Annotated in this window: 17 protein-coding genes; 12 read left to right on the forward strand and 5 right to left on the reverse strand. The window is 68.4% G+C overall.

Going from position 1 to position 19,224, the window contains the following annotated elements:
• The first annotated feature begins 151 nt into the window (after window positions 1-151).
• Window positions 152-2,659 (forward strand): FAD-dependent oxidoreductase, encoded by a 2,508-nt coding sequence (locus ABS361_10245; GenBank protein ID XBY46548.1) that lies wholly within the window; start codon window positions 152-154, stop codon window positions 2,657-2,659.
• 165 nt (window positions 2,660-2,824) lie between these two features.
• Here the strand turns inward: ABS361_10245 and ABS361_10250 are convergent, their stop codons facing one another.
• Window positions 2,825-3,853, reverse strand: a complete 1,029-nt coding sequence (locus ABS361_10250; GenBank protein XBY46549.1) for a sugar-binding domain-containing protein — start codon at window positions 3,851-3,853, stop codon at window positions 2,825-2,827.
• A gap of 357 nt (window positions 3,854-4,210) precedes the next feature.
• On the opposite strand from ABS361_10250, the gene ABS361_10255 reads away from it, so the two are divergent.
• The 8 genes from ABS361_10255 to ABS361_10290 all read left to right on the forward strand — a co-directional run bounded on the left by ABS361_10255 (window position 4,211) and on the right by ABS361_10290 (window position 10,448).
• Window positions 4,211-5,614: a PTS transporter subunit IIC gene (locus ABS361_10255; protein XBY46550.1), complete on the forward strand. Its 1,404-nt coding sequence runs from the start codon at window positions 4,211-4,213 to the stop codon at window positions 5,612-5,614.
• 2 nt (window positions 5,615-5,616) lie between these two features.
• Window positions 5,617-6,102, forward strand: coding sequence for a PTS sugar transporter subunit IIA (locus ABS361_10260; protein XBY46551.1), 486 nt, complete (start codon window positions 5,617-5,619; stop codon window positions 6,100-6,102).
• Window positions 6,103-6,104: 2 nt separating this feature from the next.
• Window positions 6,105-6,392, forward strand: coding sequence for a PTS sugar transporter subunit IIB (locus ABS361_10265; GenBank protein ID XBY46552.1), 288 nt, complete (start codon window positions 6,105-6,107; stop codon window positions 6,390-6,392).
• 256 nt (window positions 6,393-6,648) lie between these two features.
• Window positions 6,649-7,350 carry a B12-binding domain-containing protein gene (locus ABS361_10270; protein ID XBY46553.1) on the forward strand — a complete coding sequence of 234 codons (702 nt, stop codon included), beginning with the start codon at window positions 6,649-6,651 and terminating at the stop codon, window positions 7,348-7,350.
• A 7-nt stretch (window positions 7,351-7,357) separates the two neighbouring features.
• Window positions 7,358-8,113: a DUF1638 domain-containing protein gene (locus tag ABS361_10275; protein ID XBY46554.1), complete on the forward strand. Its 756-nt coding sequence runs from the start codon at window positions 7,358-7,360 to the stop codon at window positions 8,111-8,113.
• A gap of 140 nt (window positions 8,114-8,253) precedes the next feature.
• The gene (locus tag ABS361_10280) at window positions 8,254-8,991 is read left to right on the forward strand and encodes a hypothetical protein (GenBank protein ID XBY46555.1); all 738 of its coding nucleotides are present in this window, start codon (window positions 8,254-8,256) and stop codon (window positions 8,989-8,991) included.
• Between the two features lie 89 nt (window positions 8,992-9,080).
• Window positions 9,081-9,404, forward strand: coding sequence for a hypothetical protein (locus ABS361_10285; protein ID XBY46556.1), 324 nt, complete (start codon window positions 9,081-9,083; stop codon window positions 9,402-9,404).
• A 165-nt stretch (window positions 9,405-9,569) separates the two neighbouring features.
• Window positions 9,570-10,448 carry a DMT family transporter gene (locus ABS361_10290; GenBank protein ID XBY46557.1) on the forward strand — a complete coding sequence of 293 codons (879 nt, stop codon included), beginning with the start codon at window positions 9,570-9,572 and terminating at the stop codon, window positions 10,446-10,448.
• Window positions 10,449-10,477: 29 nt separating this feature from the next.
• Here ABS361_10290 and betA read toward each other — a convergent pair whose 3' ends face one another.
• The 3 genes from betA to betI form a co-directional block, all read right to left on the reverse strand.
• Window positions 10,478-12,130, reverse strand: a complete 1,653-nt coding sequence (betA, locus tag ABS361_10295) for a choline dehydrogenase (GenBank protein ID XBY46558.1) — start codon at window positions 12,128-12,130, stop codon at window positions 10,478-10,480.
• A gap of 64 nt (window positions 12,131-12,194) precedes the next feature.
• Window positions 12,195-13,670, reverse strand: a complete 1,476-nt coding sequence (gene betB, locus ABS361_10300) for a betaine-aldehyde dehydrogenase (GenBank protein XBY46559.1) — start codon at window positions 13,668-13,670, stop codon at window positions 12,195-12,197.
• Complete coding sequence (gene betI, locus ABS361_10305) at window positions 13,667-14,320, reverse strand: transcriptional regulator BetI (GenBank protein XBY46560.1); 654 nt, start codon at window positions 14,318-14,320, stop codon at window positions 13,667-13,669. Before betI ends, betB begins: the two co-directional genes overlap by 4 nt.
• A gap of 700 nt (window positions 14,321-15,020) precedes the next feature.
• Here betI and ABS361_10310 point away from each other — a divergent pair.
• From ABS361_10310 to choV, 3 genes are all read left to right on the forward strand, one after another.
• A complete protein-coding gene (locus ABS361_10310; protein XBY46561.1) occupies window positions 15,021-15,965 on the forward strand; it encodes a choline ABC transporter substrate-binding protein in 945 nt (314 codons plus the stop codon).
• 430 nt (window positions 15,966-16,395) lie between these two features.
• Window positions 16,396-17,235, forward strand: a complete 840-nt coding sequence (gene choW / locus ABS361_10315; protein XBY46562.1) for a choline ABC transporter permease subunit — start codon at window positions 16,396-16,398, stop codon at window positions 17,233-17,235.
• 4 nt (window positions 17,236-17,239) lie between these two features.
• A complete protein-coding gene (choV, locus tag ABS361_10320) occupies window positions 17,240-18,487 on the forward strand; it encodes a choline ABC transporter ATP-binding protein (GenBank protein XBY46563.1) in 1,248 nt (415 codons plus the stop codon).
• Between the two features lie 18 nt (window positions 18,488-18,505).
• On the opposite strand, the gene ABS361_10325 is transcribed toward choV, so the two are convergent.
• A complete protein-coding gene (locus tag ABS361_10325; protein XBY46564.1) occupies window positions 18,506-19,201 on the reverse strand; it encodes a winged helix-turn-helix domain-containing protein in 696 nt (231 codons plus the stop codon).
• Window positions 19,202-19,224 lie beyond the last annotated feature (23 nt).

Consider the following 19,224-nt stretch of genomic DNA (forward strand, 5'->3'; position numbering starts at 1 on the left):
ATACGTATTGTTCCCCACCCGACACACCCCGTCGCGCGGACGCAAGAAGCCGGACCCTGCCGCCGGGAGACTGCGCCTCGACGAGCGGCCGGGTGACAAGTCCCGCCGCAGACTAAGGACCGGCCCCGCGGGGCCGCGGGGGACCTGACCGATGAGAACTCATGCGCGCGTGGTGGTGATCGGCGGCGGCGTGGTGGGCGTGTCGACGCTCTATCACCTCGCCAAGAAGGGCTGGACCGACGTCGTGCTCATCGAGCGCAAGGAGCTGACCTCCGGCTCGACCTGGCATGCCGCCGGCCTGCTGCCGCTGTTCAATCTCTCCTACTCGAGCGGCCAGATCCACAAGTATTCGGTCAAGCTCTACGAGAGCCTCGAGGCCGAGACCGGCCAGCATGTCGGCTTCAAGAAGGTCTCGAACATCCGCGTCGCCCGGCAGAAGGACCGCTGGGACGAGTACATGTACTACAAGGGCATCGCCGATACGCTCGGCGTGCGCGTCAATGTGCTGACGCCGGCCGAGATCAAGGAGATCTGGCCGCTCTGCGACACGACCAACCTGATCGGCGGCATCCAGCACCCGGACGACGGCTACATCCAGCCGGCCGACCTGACCCAGGCGCTCGCGAAGGGCGCGCGCCAGATGGGCGCGGAGATCAACCGCTTCACCACCGTGACGGCGATCGAGCAGCAGCCGAACGGCGAATGGCTCGTGAAGACCGACAAGGGCGACATCACCTGCGAGCATGTCGTCACCGCGACCGGCAACTTCGTGCGCCAGACCGGCGCCATGGTCGGGCTCGACATCCCGGTCATCCCGGTCGAGCACCAATATATCGTCACCGAGCCACATCCGGACATCCAGGCGCGCCACGCCAAGGGCCTGCCGGAGATGGGCGTGCTGCGCGACGCCGACAGCGCCTGGTACATGCGCGAGGAGGCCGGCGGCCTGATCCTCGGCCCCTATGAGCAGGGCGCGCCGTGCTGCTACATGGACGGCCCGTCGGCGGAGAGCGAGTACGAGCTGTTTCAGGAGGAGCTGGAGCGCCTGGCGCCGCATATCGAGACCGCGATGGAGCTGGTGCCCGCCTTCGGCGAGGTCGGCGTCAAGAAGGTCTATAACGGCGCGATCTGCTACACGCCGGACGGCTCGCCGATCGTCGGTCCGGCCTGGGGGCTCAAGAACTTCTGGCTCAACGAGGGCCACTCCTTCGGCGTGACGGCCGCCGGCGGCGCCGGCTGGCAGCTCGCCGAATGGATGGTCGAGGGCGAACCGACCATCGACATGGCCGGCGTCGATCCGCGCCGCTTCGGCCCCTACGCCTCGCGCGGCTACCTGAAGGTCAAGAACGAGGAGGCGTATGAAAACGTCTTCACGCCGCACTATCCGGACGAGGAGCGCGAGGCCGGCCGACCGCTGAAGACCTCGCCCTGCTATGACCGCATGAAGGCGCTCGGCGCGGTGTTCGGCTCGGTCTACGGCTGGGAGCGGCCGAACTGGTTCGCGCCGGCGGGCTACGGCATCGACGTCGCGTCCATCGAGAAGCCGAACGTCCTTACCAACCACAATCACCCGAAGCCGGATGCCGACGGCAAGGTCCGCGAGATCTGGTCGTTCCGCCGCTCGAACTACTTCGAGCATGTCGGCAACGAGGTAAAGGCCGTCACCAGCGGCGTCGGCCTGCAGGATCTGACCGCCTTCGCCAAGTGCCTCGTCACCGGTCCGGGCGCGCGCGACTGGCTCGACTCGATCCTCGCCAACAAGATCCCGAAGCGCGGCCGCATCGCGCTCTGCCATCTCCTGACGCCGCGCGGCGGCGTGCGCGCCGAGTTCACGCTCTATGAGCGGGCGGCGAACGAGTTCTATCTCGTCTCGGCCGGCGCGCTGGAGCGGCATGATCACGACGTGCTGTGGCGGCTCTTGCCGACCGACGGCTCGGTCAAGCTGCAACCGATCACCGGCCAGATGGGCGTGCTCGCGGTCAACGGTCCGCGCTCGCGCGAGGTGCTGCAGAAGCTGACCGACACCGACCTGTCGAACGCCGCCTTCCCGTGGCTGACCGGCAAGCGGCTGTCGATCGGCCCGGTCGTGGTCGATGCGCTGCGCGTCAACTTCGTCGGCGAGCTCGGCTTCGAGCTGCATCATCCGATCGAGATGCAGAACGCGCTGTTCGACCTGATCATGAAGGCCGGCGCCGAGTTCGGCATCAAGCCCTATGGCGTGCGGGCCATGATGTCGATGGCGATCGAGAAGTCGTACCGCAACGTCGGTCGCGAGCTGTCGATCGAATATGCGGCGCTCGAATCCGGCCTCGACCGGTTCGTGCACCTCAACAAGGGCTCGTTCATCGGCCGCGATGCGCTGGTCGCCTGGCGCGAGAAGGGTTTCGCCAACCGCTTCGTGGCTCTGGAAGTGCTCGGCGTCACCGACGTCGACGCGCGCGGCAACGAGCCGATCACGCTGAACGGCGAACTGGTCGGCCGCGTCACGCTCGGCGGCTACGGCTGGCGCGTGGCGAAGTCGCTGGCGCAGGGCATGGTGCGGCCAGACCTCGGCGCGGTCGGCACCGAGCTCGACGTGACCATCCTGGGCAAGCCGCACAAGGCCGTCATCATTCCGGAGAGCGTGTTCGATCCCGACAACGCCCGCCTCCGGGCCTGATCGCGCGAGCGCGACCACACAACCGCGACGGCGCCCGTTCCGGACAGGACGGGCGCCGTCGGCGTTTCGGGGGCCGAGACCCGCGGACGCCCCGGCGCGCATGTTCGCCTGTCGCGGGTCCCTGCCCCCGTCCCTAGCTACTATTGCTCAGGCCTTTGCTGGCGGTCAGGCGCTCGCGGGCGCCGGCTCGCCGCGGCGGGCGGCGCGTTCGGCGAGCGCCTGGGCGACCTCGTCGTCGATGATGATGGTGCGCGGGATGCCGGCCTTGAGCAGCGCTTCCAGCGGCTCGGCCTTGCGGCGGCCGGCCGCGAGCACGATCACGTCGGCGGCGACCAGCGTCTCGTGATCGATGCCGAGCGTGCGGTCGTTGAGCGGCGTCGCCGCGGGCCGGCCGTTGCGGTCGAGGAACCGGCCGGCGATCTCGCAGACCGCGCCGACCTCCTTCAGGCCCCGGATCGTCTCCGACCCGAGACCGGCGGCGGCGAAATAGAGATTGTCCATCGACACGTCGCCGACGCCGAGAATGTGGAAGTCGCTGTCGGCGGCGATGGCGAGCGTCTCGCGGATCGCACCGTCCTGCCGCAGCAGCGCGGCGACGGCCGGGTCGTCGACGATCAGCGGCGCGGCGAAGGTGTGGGCGCGGCCGCCGGTCGCGGCGGCGAATTTCAGCGCCAGTGAATAAGAGCCGCTGCCGTCGTCGTTGGACGAGGCGCCGAGCAGCGAGACGAGCGTCAGATCCGGCTTCGACAGCGCCGGCAGCGCGGTGATCATCTCCGACACCGTGCGGCCCCAGCCGAGGCCGACCGTGATCCGCCCGGAGGCGAGGAGCCGGCGCGCGATGTGGTTCGCCGCCACGATGCCGACCGCCTGCCGGCCGGCACGGTCGGCCGCGGCGCGATCGGCGATCTCGGGCCGGGCGAAGGGCGTCAGGATCACCTCCTCGACGCCGAAGTGATTCGAGATCCAGTCGGCGAGCGCGAGGCTCTCGACCGTCTCGTGCTCGACCGACACCTTCACGAACCCCGCCTCGCGCGCCTGCGACAGCAGGCGCGTCACCTTGGACCGCGAAAGGTTGAGCCGGCGGGCGACCTCCTCCTGGCCGAGCCCGTGCACGTAATAGAGCCAGGCGGCGCGGATGGAGAGGTCGATCTCCGGCGACCGGGCATGGGCGTCGATCGGGCGAACGTCGGACATTGGGCTTCTCGATGGTCGGTCGGCACGGGCGGCTTCCGCAGCGACATTCCAGGTCGGGGATTTCCGTTCGAATGCTTCGCCGCGCATCGCTTTGCGGTGGCGGGACACCTCGCTGCGCGTGAACAATTGTGCAGCCGCTGCACACTTGACTCAAGTGTCCGTCGGTCACATAAACGAATGCGCAGCGAATGAACATTTGTTCACGCGCGCCGGCTTCTCCGACACAGATCCTTCCCCTGCTGCTCTCCGGAATGTCTTCACGCCGTCTCCACCGAGCGTGAACCGAGTACAGGAACAAGAGGGACACCCGGCGAGGCCGCCTTTGAATTCATCGCGCTCGAACGGGAGGTTGGCGCAATGGATGTCCTGCTCACGACACTGAAGGCCGTCGTCGATCAACTCGGCGCGACCGTACTTCTGCCCATCGTCATCTTCGTGATCGCCACGGTGCTCGGCGCCAAGCCGTCGCGCGCCTTCCGGGCGGGCATCACCATCGGCGTCGCCTTCATCGGCATCAATCTCGTCGTCGGCCTGATGTGGACGAGCCTCAGCGACGTCGCCCAGGCGATCGTCACCAACACCGGCATCAAGCGCGACGTCGTGGACGTGGGCTGGCCGTCGGCCGCCGCGATCGCCTTCGGCTCATCCGTCGGCTTGTGGGTGATTCCGGTCGGCATCGCGGTCAATGTGGCGCTGCTGTTCACCGGCCTGACGCGCACGCTCAACGTCGACGTCTGGAACTTCTGGCATTTCGCCTTCATCGGCTCGCTCGTGACCGCCGCGACCGGCAGCCTCGCCATGGGCATCGGCGCCGCCGCGATCATGGCCGCGCTGGCGCTCCTGTTCGCCGACTGGTCGGCGAAGGGCGTGCAGCGCTTCTATGGCGTGCCGGGCGTGTCGGTGCCGCACCTCGCCTCGGCACAGATCCTGCCGATCGCGATCGTGCTCAACTGGATCATCGACCGCATCCCGGGCATCCGCGACATCAAGATCGACACCGACACGATCCAGAGCCGCCTCGGCGTGTTCGGCGAGCCGGTCGTGCTCGGCCTCGTCATCGGTCTGGTGCTCGGCCTCGTCGGCTACTGGAACCCGGCCGCGCCGGCCGAGATGGTCGTCAAGGTGCTCAAGGCCGGCATGAACCTCGCCGCGGTCATGGTGCTCCTGCCGCGCATGGTGAAGATCCTGATGGAGGGTCTGATCCCGGTCTCGGAGGCCGCGCGCGAATTCGTGCAGAAGCGCGCCGGCTCGCGCGAGATCAACGTCGGCCTCGATTCGGCGATCCTGATCGGCCACCCGGCCGCGATCTCGAGCGCGCTGATCCTGGTGCCGATCGCGATCCTCTTGTCGGTGATCCTGCCGGGCAACCGCGTGATCCTGTTCGCCGACCTCGCGGTGATCCCGTTCCTGGTCGCCATGACCGCGCCGGTCGTCAACGGCAACGTGTTCCGCATGGTGATCATCGGCACGATCACGCTGGCCGTCGGCTTCTACGTCGCGACCGCGCTCGCGCCGCTGTTCACCTCGGCCGCGACCGCCGCCGGCTTCGCGCTGCCGAAGAACGCCGCGCAGGTGACCAGCATCGTCGACGGCTTCCTTTGGATCTCCTGGGTGACGGTGGAAGCGGTCAACCGCCTCGGCGCGCTCGGCCTCGGCCTGCTCGCGGTCGTCGTGCTCGGCGGCATCGTCGCCTTCACCCGCAATCGCGCCGGCTGGGAACGTCTCGCCGGCACCGAAACGGCCGAAGCCGCCGGGGAATAATGATGAGCGCATCGATCCTCGCCCGTTACATCGACCCCGCCGCGATCGCCCTCGGCATTGCGGCGGAGACGGCCGAGCAGGTGATCGACGATCTGGCCCGGCGCCTCGAGGCGTCGGGCTATGTCGGGGCGACCTACCGGGACGCCGTGATCGCCCGCGAGGCGGCGATGCCGACCGGGCTGCCGTTGCTGGACGATCTGGCGGTCGCCGTGCCGCACACCGATCCGGTGCATGTGCTGAAGCCCGGCGTCGCGATCGCGACGCTGGCGAAGCCGGTGGAATTTCGCAGCATGGAAGACCCGGACGAGGCACTCTCGGTCCGGGTGGTCTTCGCGCTCGCCCTCAAGGACAAGCACGAGCAGATCGAAATGCTGCAGACCATCGCGCTGATGTTGCAAGATCCGGCTCGCATCCGCGCGGTCATCGCCGCGGGATCGATCCAGGAGCTGCTCGCGGCCGTGGCGGCCGACGACGACAAGGGAGAATGACGATGCCGGCCCCGAAGACCGTGCTGGTCGCGTGCGGAACCGCCGTGGCGACCTCGACCGTGGTCGCCAATGCGATCGAGGAGGAGATGAAGGCGCGCGGCATCGCCGTGCAGACGCGCCAGTGCAAGGTCACGGAAGTACCGAGCCTGGTCGCCGACGCCGATCTCGTCGTCTCGACGACGCCGGTGCCGGCCAATCTGCCGAAGCCCGCGATCGTGACGCTGGCGTTCCTGACCGGCGTCGGCAAGGCCGACGTCATCGAGAAGATCGCGGGCATCCTCAAGGGGTGATGCCCGCCACCAATTCCGGCGGCGGCCCCTTCCCCTGGTCATACGGCGTGGTCCGCTCGGGCGCGCGCCGCCGCCGCCGGAGCCCTTCTTCGCAGACCCGATTCGGCGACCCGTGCCGTCCGCGGCGGCCGATGCGAGGTCGTCCCGGCGCTAGCAATTGTCCGTGTGACGCAAGTCCGGACGGTCGTGACCGGGTCATGATAGGGTGAAATGGTCCCATACGGGACCGATCCCATCCAGACCGGGAGCCTCAGCCTTGGCCGACGACGATCTCGACCTCAATTCGCTCTCCGACGACGAGCTCGTCGAACAGATGTGGGACGACCTCTACGACGGTCTCGCCGACGCGATCGAAGAGGGCGTCAACATCCTGCTGTCGCGCGGCTGGACGCCCTACGACATCCTGACCAAGGCGCTGGTCGAGGGCATGCGCATCGTCGGCGTCGACTTCCGCGACGGCATCCTGTTCGTGCCGGAAGTGCTGATGTCGGCCAATTCGATGAAGGCCGGCATGTCGATCCTGCGCCCGCTGCTCGCGGAGACCGGCGCGCCGAAGATCGGCAAGATGGTGATCGGCACCGTCAAGGGCGACATCCACGACATCGGCAAGAACCTCGTCTGCATGATGATGGAAGGCGCCGGCTTCGAGGTCGTCGACCTCGGCATCAACAATCCGGTCGAGAAGTACCTCGACGCGATCGCCGAGCATCAGCCGGAAATCCTCGGCATGTCGGCGCTTCTGACCACCACCATGCCCTACATGAAGGTCGTCATCGACACGCTCAAGGAAAAGGGCATGCGGAACGACTACATCGTGCTGGTCGGCGGCGCGCCGCTCAACGAGGCCTTCGCCGATGCGATCGGCGCCGATGCCTATTGCCGCGACGCCGCGGTCGCGGTCGAGACCGCCAAGTCGCTGCTCGCCCGCCGTCAGGGCTCGCTGCAGTCGCAGGGCTGAGGCCATGATGGCCGACCGGGGACATACGGCGGCACAGATGCCGCCGGACGGCTCCGGACAGCCGGCGAGCGCCCCGCAGACGGGCGGAGACCCGCCCGTCGTTTCCGGCCGCCGCCCCGCCCCCGATCCGGCCGTCCTCGCCGGGCGGACGCTGGTGATCGCCTGCGGGGCGCTGGCGCGCGAGCTCCTCGCGGTGATCGAGCTGAACGCCTGGACGCATATGGACGTCGCCGGCATTCCGGCGAAGCTGCACAACCGCCCCGAACAGATCCCCGATGCGGTGCGCTGCAAGATCCGCTCGTCGCGCCGCAAGGGCTATGGCCGCATCCTCTGCCTCTACGGCGATTGCGGCACCGGCGGACTTCTCGACGACATGCTGAAGGCCGAGGGCGTCGAGCGCATCGATGGCGCGCACTGCTACGCCTTCTTCACCGGCATCGAGGCGTTCGAGGCGCTGCATGACACCGAGCCGGGCACCTTCTACCTGACCGACTATCTGGTCCGGCACTTCGACAGCCTGGTCTGGAAAGGCCTCGGGCTCGACCGCTTCCCGCAGCTGCGAGACGCCTATTTCGGCAACTACACGCGGCTCGTCTATCTGGCGCAGATCCCGGCGCCCGAGATCGAGGCGCGCGCCCACAAGGCGGCCGAGCGGCTCGGCCTCGCCTTCGAGGCGCGGATCACCGGGCTCGGCGGGCTCGACGATTTTCTGAAGGCGCGCGGCGCGCCGCAGTCGTCGGGGCCGGTCGCGGTGAAGACCTGAAAGGTATCGCGCATGCAGGTGGCGCACGCCGCCCACGCGATCGACGCGCCTTCCGCTCGGGCAACGAAATGCTGCCGAAACCAACCTCCAGCAAGGTCTCCCCGCCGCCGTCGAGCCCCGGCGGTCCTGCTGGAGCCATCATGTCGCCTCGTCTGTTCGTCGCCGCGCTCGCGGCCGTGCTGTTGATCCCCTCCGTCGCCGCCCGGACCGCCATCGCCTCTGAAGGCGATGTCGAGTGCGCGGGCTTCGGCTTCGACCCGAACGCTCCGATCGCGGTCTACGAGGTGACGCAGGCGCAGAAGCAGCTGAACTTCGTCAAGAGCCGGTCGGAGGGGCCGTCCTGCCCATCCAACGCCGCCGCCTGCCGTATGCGCGCCTACATCATGCCGGCGGACGTCGTGGTGGTGGCGTCGACCCGCAATGGCTTCGCCTGCGCCGGCTATCGCGGCCTCAAGGGCGGCTACACCTTCGGCTGGCTGCCGGCCGCAGGGCTGCAGGAGCTGACGCCGATCAGCAATCCGACCGCCGCCGACTGGGTCGGCAACTGGCAGCGCGCCGAGGCGACGATCGCGATCAAGTCGGCGCCGAAGGGCCAGATCGCCATCTCGGCCGAAGGCACCTACGGCGCCTTCGTCAAGGAGATGGTCGCGCGCGGCAATGTCCGCTCCGGCACGTTCGCGGCCACGATCAAGCCGACCGGCGACCGCCTGACCTTCACCGATGGCGACGAGGGTAAGGCAACGTTCGCCACCGACGGCTCCTGCCGCGTGCGCATGTGGCTCGTGCAGGCGACGCGCGGCAAGCGCCTGATCGTCGAGGACGACACCCAGTGCGGCGGCATGGGCATGAGTTTTACCGGCGTCTACGAGGCGAAGTGATCGATCGCGTGCGGGTTCGACGCTCTTGACGCAGACGCACAGACAAAACTATCCTAAGTTGCATATCCTGCGACTTCGGGGGTGGTGCCATGAGCCTCGATCCGCTGATCGATTTTGATCGCTTTCCAGTCACTCCGGCCCGCTCGGACGTCGCTCCCGGACCGATGATCGATCCGGTCGAACTCGTCATGGAACGCGCGCCCGCGCCCGGGCGGGACATCGCGTTCACCGCCGCCGGGATCGCCGATCGCCTGAAGTCCGATCCGGAGCGCACGGCCGAGCCCGCGGCTCGCACGAGCGCAAAACCCGGCGACGCGTCCCGGCATGGGCTCGAAGCCTATCTCGCCTGGATCGGGCAATCCGGGTTCAGGCCGGAGACGATGATCCATCCTGGGCGCGATGATCCGTCCTGAGCGAATGGCAGCGCGTGGAGCCTGACGATCGTGCCGGTTGAAGCCCGGTACGGCCATACGCGGACGGGCCCAATCGAATCGTGCGATGCACGGGCATCAGCGCTGGACACTCGTACAATTTGACGACAGGCTGCGCGCCCCTGCCCTTCAGCCGAGCCCGCGCCCTTGTCCCGCACCACCGCCAATCTGCTGCTGCTCCTGACCGCCGCGATCTGGGGCGCCGCCTTCGTCGCGCAATCGACCGCGATGGCCCTGCTGTCGCCGCTCTGGTTCGTGGCGCTGCGCTTCATCCTGACCGCGATCGTCTCGGCACCGCTTGCCTTCATCGAGGCGCGGCGGCGACCGCGGCCGATCGGCTGGGGCGATCTCGGCGTCATGGCCGGGCTGACCGCGTCGTTCGTCGCCGGCGTGATCGTGCAGCAGCAGGGGATTCTGAAGACCACCGTCACCAACGCCGGCTTCCTGACCAGCCTCTATGTGCTGTTCACGCCCTTCGTGGCGCTGGTGATGCTCGGCCATCGGCTGGCGAGCCGCGACTTCCTGACCGCCGGCCTCGCGCTCGTCGGCGCGTGGCTGATGTCGGGCGGACTCTCCGGCATCGGCGTCGGCGACGCCTATATCGCGGCAAGCGCGCTGTTCTGGGCGATGCAGCTCGTGTTCATGGAAAAGGCCGTCAAACAGACCGGCCGGCCGTTCTTCGTCGTCTTCGCGCAATATGTCTTCACCGCAACGATCGGTCTCGCGATCGCGCTTGCGGTCGACCCGATCGACTGGGCGGCGATCCGCGCGACCTGGCCTGAAGTCGTCTATGCCGGCGTGTTCTCCGGCGGCGTCGGCTACACGCTGCAGGCGGTAGCGCAGAAGCACACCCGGTCGAGCGACGCGGCCATCATCTTCGCCATGGAGGCGCCGTTCGCCATGCTCGCCGGCGCGCTGCTGCTCCACGAGCGCATCGGTCTCGTCGGCGCGATCGGCGCGGCGCTGATCTTCGTCGCCGTGCTGATCGTGTCGCTGATGCCGGCACGCAAGACGGAGCCGGCCTGAGGCGGCCGGCCGCCCTTCCCCGCTCCCGTTCAGCGCTGCGCGGTCTGCCAGTCGGAATGCACGAAGTAAGGCGCGTTCGACGGCGGCAGTGGCGTCCGGCCGAGGATCGCGTCGGCCATCTTCTCGCCGATCATGATGGTCGGCGCGTTGAGATTGCCGTTGGTGATCGACGGCATCACCGAACTGTCGACCACGCGCAGGCCCTCGACGCCGTGCACCCGACCTTGCGCATCGACCACAGCCATCGGATCGCCGGCGCGGCCCATCTTGGCGGTGCAGGACGGGTGATAGGCGCTCTCGACATGCTGGCGCGTCCAGGCGTCGATCGCCTCGTCGGAGGTCACGTCCCCGCCGGGCTGGATCTCCTCGGCGCGGTACTTCGCGAAGGCCGGTTGTGCGAAGATCTCGCGGGTCAACCGCACGCAGGCGCGCATCTCCTCGAGGTCGTCGGGATGCGTCATGTAGTTGAAGCGGATCTTCGGCTTGTCGCGCATGTCGGCCGAGGTGAGGCGCACGTCGCCGCGCGACTTCGAGCGCATCGGGCCGACATGGGCCTGGAAGCCGTGCCGATCGGCCTTGGCGGCGCCGTCGTAGCGGATCGCGGCCGGCAGGAAGTGATACTGGATGTCCGGATAGCGCACGCCGGCGCGGCTGCGGATGAAGCCGCAGGTCTCGAAGTGATTGGTCGCGCCGAGGCCGGTGCGGGTGAACAGCCAGCGCGCGCCGATCAGCGCCTTGCCGAACAGATTGAGGTGCTTGTAGAGCGTGATCGGCTCCTTGCAGGCGACCTGGAAATAGAACTCCAGGTGATCCTGCAGGTTCTCGCCGACGCCGGCGCGATCGGCGACGACCGGGATGCCATGCGCGGTCAACTCGGCGGCCGGGCCGATGCCGGAGACCTTCAGGAGCTGCGGCGAGGCGATCGGGCCGGCAGAGAGGATCACCTCGCGACCGGCACGCAGGATCTCGCGTGCGCCGCCGCGCTCGATCTCGATGCCGACCGCGCGCTTGCCCTCGAAGATCACGCGCAGCACCTGCACGCCGGTCATGACCTGAAGATTCGACCGCTTCATCGCCGGCTTCAGATAGGCGCGCGCGGCCGACCAGCGCTCGCCCTTGTGGACCGTCATGTCCATCCGGCCGAAGCCTTCCTGGCGATAGCCGTTGACGTCCGTGGTCTCGGCATAGCCGGCCTCGACGCCCGCCTGCACGAAGGCGCGATAGAGCGGGTTCTCGGTCGGCCCATAGCTCGTGTGCAGCGGGCCGTCGGCGCCGCGGTATTCATCACCGCCTTCGGCGCGGGTCTCGGCGCGGCGGAAGTAGGGCAGCACGTCGGCGTAGGACCAGCCGTCGGCGCCCTGTTCGGCCCAACTGTCGAAATCGCAGGCGTTGCCGCGGATATAGACCATGCCGTTGATCGAGGACGAGCCACCGAGAACCTTGCCGCGCGGGCAATGCATGACGCGGCCGCCGAGACCGGGCTCCGGCTCGGTCTCGTAGAACCAGTTGTACTTCTCCATGTTCATCGGGATCGACAGCGCGGTCGGCATCCGGATGAAGATCGAGCCGTCCGAGCCGCCGCGCTCGACGACCAGCACGCGGTTCTTGCCGTCTTCCGAGAGCCGGGCGGCAAGCACGCAGCCGGCCGATCCGGCCCCGACGATGATGTAGTCGGCGTTCATGGTCGCCTCGCTCAGGTTGTTCATTCGTCGCGGCGCAGTGGGTGGCGTGCGGGGCGGGAAGCCGTCAGTACGGCCCCTCGACGTCGGTCATCGCCACGTAGACGCTCTTCGCCTGCGTGAAATGCTCGATCGCGGCCTTCGAGTTCTCGCGGCCGAGGCCGGAGCGCTTGACGCCGCCGAAGGGCAGTTCGATCGGCGTGATGTTGTAGGCGTTGATCCAGCAGGTGCCGGCCTCGAGGTTCGCCACCACGCGGTGCGCGCGGGTCAGGTCGCGGGTGAACACGCCGGCGGCGAGGCCGAAGTCGGTCGCGTTGGCGCGGGCGACGACCTCGTCCTCGTCCTCGAACGAAAGCACGGTCATCACCGGGCCGAAGATCTCCTCGCGCACGATCGCCATGTCGTCGGAGCAGCCGTCGAAGATGGTCGGGGCGACAAAGGCGCCGCGATCGAGGCCGTCGCGGGTGACGCGCTCGCCGCCGACCAGCACGCGGGCGCCTTCCGCCCTGCCCTTCTCGATGTAGCCGAGCACCTTTTCCATGTGGTCGCGCGAGATCAGCGCGCCGACATGGGTCTTCGGGTCGAGCGGATCGCCGATCACCATCGCCTCGGTGCGCGCCTTCAGGCGCTCCAGGAAGGCGTCGCGGATCTTGCGATGCACGAAGACGCGGGTGCCGTTCGAGCAGACCTCGCCGGCGGAATAGAAGTTGCCGAGCAGCGCGCCGGTGACGGCGTTCTCGATGCCGGCGTCGTCGAACACGATCAGCGGCGACTTGCCGCCGAGTTCGAGCGTCACGTGCTTCAGCGTCTCGGCGGCGGCGGCCATGACGCGCTTGCCGGTGCCGACCTCGCCGGTCAGCGAGACTTTCGCGACGTCGGGATGGGCGACCAGCGCCCGGCCGGTGCGGGCGTCGCCCTGGATCACGTTGAAGACGCCATCGGGCAGCCCCGCCTCGGCGAAGATCTCGGCGAGCTTGGCGGCGGTCAGCGGCGTCAGTTCGGCCGGCTTGAACACCATGGCGTTGCCGCAGGCGAGCGCGGGGGCCGACTTCCAACAGGCGATCTGGATCGGATAGTTCCAGGCGCCGATGCCGCCGACGACGCCGAGCGGCTCGCGCCGGACATAGCCGAACGCCGACGGGCCGAGGTCGACGTGCTCGCCGGTCAGCGTCGGCGCGAGGCCGGCGAAATATTCGAGGCAGTCGGCGCCGGAGATGATGTCGACGACGCTGGTCTCCTGGATCGGCTTGCCGGTGTCGCGGGTCTCGATCTCGGCCAGTTCGTCGTTGCGGGCGCGCAAGAGGTCGGCGGCGCGGCGCAGGATGCGGCCGCGCTCGGTGCCGGTCATGCGCGACCAGATCTTGAAGCCGGCCCGTGCCGCCTCGACCGCGCGGTCGACCAGCGCCGCATCGGCCTGCTCGATCTCGGCGATCGTCTCGCCGCGCGCCGGATCGATCGAGACGAATCGCTCCGCATTGCCGACGTCGACGTAGGCGCCGCCGATGTGGTTGCGGATCAGGCCGTAGCGCGGGGCGGCGGTCATGAACGCGGGTCCTTTCTGAACAGGGCGATGCCGACCAGCGCGAGCTGCGCGTCGACGAAGGTGGAGACCATGGCGCGCGCCTCGCCGGCATGGCGCGGCTCGGCGGAGAGCGTGGCGCGCAGCCAGGCGCCGTCGATCATCGCCGCGGTGGCGGCGGCGAGCCGCGCGGCTTCGGGACGCGCCAGCACCATGGCGAAGTCGTGCGTCAGGTTGGCGACCATGCGGCGCTCGTAGACGCGCTGGATGCGGGCGAACCGGGGCCGGACCGGCACCTGGCCCCAGAAAGCGAGCCAGACCGTCGCAATGCGGCGATCGAACTGCTCGGCGCCGAGGTTCGCCTCGATCATCGCCTCGATGCGGGCGCGCGGCGAGGCGGCATGGCGCAGGAGATCGACGTAGGTCGCGGCCAGCTGGCCGGCCAGATGCCTGAGTGTCGCTTCGAGGAGGCCGTCCTTGTCCTGGAAGTAGAAGGCGACCAGTCCGACCGAGACTCCGGCCCGGCGCGCGATCTCGCCGACGGTCGCGGCATTGAAACCGACCTCGGCGATGGCCTCGATGGTCGCCAGGATCAGCTGGCGACGGCGGACGTCCTCGGGCTCGAGACGCCTAACCTTCTCTGTCGACTTTGCTTTCTCGGATCTCGCGCCCATCGCCGCCGCCTCGTTCGTGCCAGCAGCATAGTTTGAACACTTATTCAGTCAAGCCGATCGAGCAGTTGACGAGGGCTCGCCAGCGCCCGGGCCGTCGCGGCGCGCGGTGCGCCGACGCAACCGAAAGCCAGGCGAGATCGGGATCTGGCCGTTGCGAATTCATGTTTCGATTCAGATTCCGCACTGCGGCGTAAGTTTTTGCATTTGCTTATTTTCACGGCTCAGATTTCGACTCAGCACTAAGCTGCCGTTGAAAGTTCAAGGGTTTTCTCCACAGCACGACCTTCGCAACCGCCGCAAGAATGCCCGCGTCGCAGGCACCCGGCGTATTTGCCCGTTCAGAGATCACATCGGGGGACTTGCGTATCAGATTGATCGCGTATTCAATCGATTTCGGGCGGGCCGAGAGAGCGCCGCCGATCGGGGAGAGACGTTCGGGAGACGAGGTCGGACGGGGCCGGCGAACCGCTTTGACGCGGGTCGGCGGAGAGCGCTACGACTGGCGCACCGGCGGTTCCGTCGAGGGTCGGAAGGGAGATCATCCGGACCTCGACAAGCGAGCCGTCGACCTTCGGCCAGAGGGGCCCATCGGTCCTCGTGCGCCAGCGGCGCCACGGGACCGGGATCCTCTGACGGAGGCACCGGCCCGGACCGGCATCGACGTCGTCAGCCGCCCCCGGTTTTCTTGGGAGGAGAGAACATGTCCCGCACCCGTACCGTCATCGCCGCGCTCGCCGTGGTGCTCGCCCAGTCCGTCGCGGCCGTGGCGGCCGAGCCGGAAAGCTGCAAGACCGTCCGCTTCGCCGACGTCGGCTGGACCGACATCACCGCGACCACCGGAACGGCCTCGCGCGTCCTCTCCGCCCTCGGCTACACGCCGAAGTCGGAGGTGCTCTCGGTTCCGGTCACCTATACGGCAATGAAGAACAAGAGCATCGACGTCTTCCTCGGCAACTGGATGCCGACCATGGAAGCCGACCGGAAGCCCTACGTCGACGACAAGTCGATCGATGTGGTCGGCGTCAACCTCGACGGCGCCAAGTACACCCTGGCGGTGCTCGAACCGACCTATAACGCCGGGCTCAAGACCTTCGCCGACATCAAGAAGTTCAAGGACAAGCTCAAGGGCAAGATCGTCGGCATCGAGCCGGGCAACGACGGCAACCGGCTGATCCTCGACATGATCAAGGACGACAAGTTCGGCCTCAAGGGCTTCGAGCTGGTCGAGTCGTCCGAGCAGGGCATGGTCGCCGAGGTCGAGCGCGCCTCCAAGCGCAAGGAAGACGTGATCTTCCTCGGCTGGGAGCCGCATCCGATGAACACCAAGTTCAAGATGCGCTACCTCGAGGGCGGCGACGACGTGTTCGGTCCGAACCTCGGCGGCGCCACCATCTACACCAACACCCGCGCCGGCTACACGGCCGAATGCCCGAACGTCGGCCAGTTCATCAAGAACCTCAAGTTCTCCCTGATCCAGGAGAACGAGACGATGGGCTACATCCTCGATGGCGGTCTCGACGGCGAGAAGGCCGGCGAGAAGTGGCTGAAGGCGCATCCGGCCGCGCTCGAAGGCTGGCTGAAGGGCGTCACCACCTTCGACGGCAAGCCGGGCCTGCCGGCGGTCAAGAAGAGCCTCGGCCTCTGAACCATGCCTGACGCCGGCCGGATCTTCGCGGGTCCGGCCGGCTCGCGTGATGCCGGTCGGCCATCTCCGATCGAACCGGGCTTTGGCCGGGCCGTTCGGCGCTCGACCGGCAACGATCGTCGGTGCCAGGGCTGCCCGATCGAGGGGGCTGCCCCGATTGAGGGGCTGCCCGATTGAGGCAACCGCGGCTGCAGCGCTAGTCTGCTCGGCGCAAATTCATTGCGGACGACGGCGGCGGTCATGCTGCCGGCACCCGCAATCCGCCGACGCGTGATCAGGGCCTTCGCCGCCGAAGCGATCCGCGCGGCCGTTTGCTCACTTGTCTGGCTGCGCCGGCCGCATAGCCCGGCCCACCTAGCCCATGCGCCCGAATACCCCGTCGCGCGCCGCGCGGCGCATCGATCACCGTCGCTGAAAAGGGGATCAGCCGATGGAATCCTGGATCACATCCCACAAGATCCCGCTTGGGGCCTGGATGAAGGTCGTCATCGAGTTCATCCAGGACCATTTCGGCCCGGCGATCGATCTCATTTCCGACGGCCTCAAGGTGCTGATCGAGGGGCTGACCAAGCTCCTGCTGCTGCCGCCGCCGCTCCTGATGCTCGCCGCGATCGCGCTCGCGGCCGGCTTCTATCACCGCAGCGCCAAACTCGGCGTCGGCGTCGGCCTGTCGCTCCTCTTGATCATGAACCTCGGCTACTGGGACGCGACGATGGAGACGCTGTCGCTCGTCGGCGTCGCCACGCTGGTGTCGGTGGTCATCGGCGTGCCGATCGGCGTCTACACCGCGCATCGGCCCTGGGCCTACGAGGCGCTCAGGCCGGTGCTCGATCTCATGCAAACGCTGCCGACCTTCGTCTACCTGATCCCGACGCTGGTGCTGTTCGGCCTGGGCGTCGTGCCGGGCATGATCTCGACCGTGATCTTCGCCGTCCCCGCGCCGATCCGGCTCACCTATCTCGGCATCACCTCGGTGCCGAAGCCGCTGATCGAGGCCGGCGAGGCGTTCGGCGCGACCAAGAGCCAGCTGCTCTGGAAGGTCGAGCTGCCCTCGGCGCTGCCGACCATCATGGCCGGCGTCAACCAGTGCATCATGCTGAGCCTGTCGATGGTGGTCATCGCCGCGCTCGTCGGCGCGGGCGGGCTCGGCAAGCCGGTCGTGCGCGCACTCAACACCGTCAACATTCCGATGGGCTTCGAGGCCGGCTTCGCGATCGTGCTGCTCGCGATCGTGCTCGACCGGGTCGCCAAGCGCCGTGAGAGGATCTGACGCCATGCACCAGACCGTTTCGCGTCCGCTCGCCGACGAAGGCGCCCCGATCGCGGCGCGGGCCACGCCGCCGGCCGTGTCGATCCGCGGCCTCGACATCGTGTTCGCCAAGGACACCCGCCGCGCGGTGCAGCTGCTTGACGAGGGCCGGACGCGCGAGGAGATCCTGGCCGAGACCGGCGCCGTGCTCGGCGCGGCCAATGTCGACATCACTGTCGAGCGCGGCGAGATCTGCGTGCTGATGGGCCTGTCGGGCTCGGGCAAATCGACCATCCTGCGCGCCATCAACGGCCTCAACCCGATCACGCGCGGCCACATCCTGGTCGACGACGGCGGCACGCCCGTCGATGTCGCGACCTGCGATCCGGCGAGCCTGCGCCGGCTCAGGCAGAAGCGCGTCGCCATGGTGTTCCAGCAGTTCGCGCTGCTGCCCTGGCGCACGGTGCGCGAGAACGTCGGCTTCGGCCTCGAACTGCGCGGCATGGCCAAGGCCGAGCGCGACGCCATCGTCGATGCCAAGCTCGCCATGGTCGGGCTCACCAAATGGGCCGACAAATACGCCCATGAGCTTTCCGGCGGCATGCAGCAGCGCGTCGGGCTCGCCCGCGCCTTCGCGACCGATGCCGACATCCTGCTGATGGACGAGCCGTTCTCCGCGCTCGATCCGCTGATCCGCACCAAGCTGCAGGACGAGCTGCTCGTGCTGCAGAAGGAGCTGAAGAAGACCATCGTCTTCGTCAGCCACGACCTCGACGAGGCGCTGAAGCTCGGCAACCACATCGCCATCCTCGAGGGCGGGCGGGTCGTCCAGATGGGCCCGCCGGAGGAGATCGTGCTGCATCCGGCGAACGCCTACGTCCGCGAGTTCGTCGCCAACGTGAACCCGCTCAACGTCCTGACCGCCTACAACGTCATGCGCGACGCGCGCGACCTGGAGACGACCGACGACGGCTGGGTCTGGCTCGACCGGCGCAAGACGACGCGGTTCCGGCTCGGGCCGGATCGCAAGGTGGTCGAGGCGGTGCGCGACGGCCTGCCGGCAAGCTGGGTCGCCTGCGAGGCGGCCGAGGCGCCGGTACCCGACGAGGCGCATGTCGTGTTCTGGGCGCGGCCGAAGACGCCACTGAAGACGGTCATGCTCGCCATGCACCGCGACGCCGCGCCGGTGGCGCTGTTCGACGACGAGGACCGTTTCGTCGGCGCGATCGGCGTCCGCGACGTGCTGCAGGCCGTGCTCCGGCGCGACAAGTAGCAGCCGACGGCAGCGCGCTCACGCCGCCGCGCAGCGCATCGTACCGAGCCAGCCGTCGAACGCCCGTTCGCCGGCCGGCGTGAAGGCGACGATGCGCGTGCCGTCGACGCGGCTCGCCCAGCCGAGCTCGAGGGTGCGCGCCAGGATCGCGCGGCCGATCGGGCCGGCGAGATGGTGGCGGCGCTCGCTCCAATCGAGGCAGCAGCGGCAGGCCGGCCGGCGCGGCCGGTCGGCGACCGGCTCGACGCCGAAGCGGGCGACGAGGTCGCGGCCGCTGGCGGTGAGTGCCGCGCCCTCCCCTTCGACCGCCAGATGGCCGCCGCCGCGCAGCGCCTCGAACAGCGCGACGCCCTTGTCACCCGCCAGATGATCGAAACAGACGCGCGCCTTGCGCAGCGCCGGCTCGCGCGGGCCGAAGCGGCTACGCAGCCGGCCGGTGCGCGCCGCGACGCCCATCAGCGCCTCGATCGCCGCGGCGACATCGCCGTCGGTCAGTCGATAGTAGCGATGCCGGCCCTGCTTGGTCGGCGCGACCAGGCCGCCCTCGACCAGCCGGGACAGATGCGAACTGGCGGTCGGCGCGGTCACGCCGGCCTCGGCCGCCAGTTCGGTCGCGGTCAGCGCCACGCCGGCCATCAGCGCGGCGAGCATGTTGGCGCGGGCGGGATCGCCGATCAGCGCGGCGACGGCGGCAATGTCCGGACCTGTCTTCATGCTTCGATGGTGATCGAAACATG

The organism is Ancalomicrobiaceae bacterium S20 (assembly GCA_040269895.1).
Lineage (GTDB): Bacteria > Pseudomonadota > Alphaproteobacteria > Rhizobiales > Ancalomicrobiaceae > Methyloraptor > Methyloraptor flagellatus.

What these genes read in the sequence shown, in the direction of transcription:
- ABS361_10245 (XBY46548.1), top strand. Translation starts at nt 152, where the DNA reads ATGAGAACTCATGCGCGCGTGGTGGTGATCGGCGGCGGCGTGGTGGGC.
- ABS361_10250 (XBY46549.1), bottom strand. Translation starts at nt 3,853, where the DNA reads ATGTCCGACGTTCGCCCGATCGACGCCCATGCCCGGTCGCCGGAGATC.
- ABS361_10255 (XBY46550.1), top strand. Translation starts at nt 4,211, where the DNA reads ATGGATGTCCTGCTCACGACACTGAAGGCCGTCGTCGATCAACTCGGC.
- ABS361_10260 (XBY46551.1), top strand. Translation starts at nt 5,617, where the DNA reads ATGAGCGCATCGATCCTCGCCCGTTACATCGACCCCGCCGCGATCGCC.
- ABS361_10265 (XBY46552.1), top strand. Translation starts at nt 6,105, where the DNA reads ATGCCGGCCCCGAAGACCGTGCTGGTCGCGTGCGGAACCGCCGTGGCG.
- ABS361_10275 (XBY46554.1), top strand. Translation starts at nt 7,358, where the DNA reads ATGGCCGACCGGGGACATACGGCGGCACAGATGCCGCCGGACGGCTCC.
- ABS361_10280 (XBY46555.1), top strand. Translation starts at nt 8,254, where the DNA reads ATGTCGCCTCGTCTGTTCGTCGCCGCGCTCGCGGCCGTGCTGTTGATC.
- ABS361_10285 (XBY46556.1), top strand. Translation starts at nt 9,081, where the DNA reads ATGAGCCTCGATCCGCTGATCGATTTTGATCGCTTTCCAGTCACTCCG.
- betA (XBY46558.1), bottom strand. Translation starts at nt 12,130, where the DNA reads ATGAACGCCGACTACATCATCGTCGGGGCCGGATCGGCCGGCTGCGTG.
- betB (XBY46559.1), bottom strand. Translation starts at nt 13,670, where the DNA reads ATGACCGCCGCCCCGCGCTACGGCCTGATCCGCAACCACATCGGCGGC.
- betI (XBY46560.1), bottom strand. Translation starts at nt 14,320, where the DNA reads ATGGGCGCGAGATCCGAGAAAGCAAAGTCGACAGAGAAGGTTAGGCGT.
- ABS361_10310 (XBY46561.1), top strand. Translation starts at nt 15,021, where the DNA reads ATGTCCCGCACCCGTACCGTCATCGCCGCGCTCGCCGTGGTGCTCGCC.
- choW (XBY46562.1), top strand. Translation starts at nt 16,396, where the DNA reads ATGGAATCCTGGATCACATCCCACAAGATCCCGCTTGGGGCCTGGATG.
- choV (XBY46563.1), top strand. Translation starts at nt 17,240, where the DNA reads ATGCACCAGACCGTTTCGCGTCCGCTCGCCGACGAAGGCGCCCCGATC.
- ABS361_10325 (XBY46564.1), bottom strand. Translation starts at nt 19,201, where the DNA reads ATGAAGACAGGTCCGGACATTGCCGCCGTCGCCGCGCTGATCGGCGAT.